Source organism: Leisingera sp. F5 (genome assembly GCF_001593695.1).
Map to the genome: position 1 here is coordinate 1 of NZ_LUKH01001237.1, position 1,168 is coordinate 1,168.

The window sequence follows — 1,168 nt, forward strand, 5'->3', positions numbered from 1 at the left end:
CCCCCGCCTGCAGGTGGAGCACCCGGTGACCGAGGCGATCTTTGGCGTCGACTTGGTGCGCGAACAGATCCGGGTGGCCGAAGGCCTGCCGATGTCGTTCACCCAGGACGATCTGGAGATCAACGGCCACGCCATCGAGGTCCGGATCAACGCCGAGAAACTGCCGAACTTTGCCCCCTGCCCCGGCAAGATCACCCAGTACCACGCCCCCGGCGGGTTGGGTGTGCGGATGGATTCAGCACTTTATGACGGCTACTCGATCCCGCCATACTACGACTCGCTGATCGGAAAGCTGATCGTGCATGGCCGCGACCGGACCGAGGCGCTGGCCCGGCTGAACCGCGCCCTGGGCGAGCTGATCATCGACGGCATCGACACCACGGTGCCGCTGTTCCATGCGCTGCTGCAAGAACAGGACATCCACACCGGCGACTATGGCATTCACTGGCTGGAACGCTGGCTGGAAGAAAACCAGCCCGGATAAATTCAGCGGGGCGCGCCACTGGCTGCGCCTCGTTTTACATTTGCCCGCATTTTCCCGTTATACTGGCCAACACCATGAGCTTGACTGCGGATCTGTTACTGCACGCCTATTCTGCCGGTGTTTTCCCGATGGCCGAACACCGCGACGACCCCGAAGTGTTCTGGGTCGACCCCAAGCGGCGTGGCATCCTGCCGCTGAACGGGTTCCGCATCTCACGCTCACTGGCCAAACGGATCCGCAACGGCGGCTTTGAAATCACCGTGAACCGGGATTTCGGCGGCGTGGTGGACGGCTGCGCCGATCGGGCGGAAACCTGGATCAACGGCGAAATCCGCGACCGCTATCTGGATCTGCACCTGATGGGCAACGCGCATTCGCTTGAGGTTTGGCAGGACGGTGTTCTGGCCGGCGGCACCTATGGTGTCTCGCTGGGCGGCGCCTTTTTCGGCGAGAGTATGTTCTCTCGCCGCCGGGATGCCTCCAAAGTGGCGCTGGCCTATCTGACGGACAGGCTGCGGCAGGCCGGCTACAGGCTGTGCGACACCCAGTTTCTGACCGCGCATCTTGCGTCTCTTGGCGGGATTGAAGTCACCCGCGCGCGCTACCGGGCTTTACTGCACGAGGCCCTGAAGACGGATGCGGATTTTGCCCGGCCGGCTGTGCCCGGGCCTCAGCTGCTGCTGC

The 1,168-nt window shown here is 63.4% G+C and carries 1 protein-coding gene and 1 pseudogene; both read left to right on the forward strand.

What is annotated here, in order from left to right; genetic code table 11:
- Positions 1–484, forward strand: a pseudogene (locus tag A2I95_RS40430) (acetyl-CoA carboxylase biotin carboxylase subunit); the annotation flags it as partial.
- Between the two features lie 74 nt (positions 485–558).
- Positions 559–1,168: leucyl/phenylalanyl-tRNA--protein transferase (aat, locus tag A2I95_RS40435; protein ID WP_291737950.1), on the forward strand; the 610-nt coding region annotated here is incomplete at its 3' end.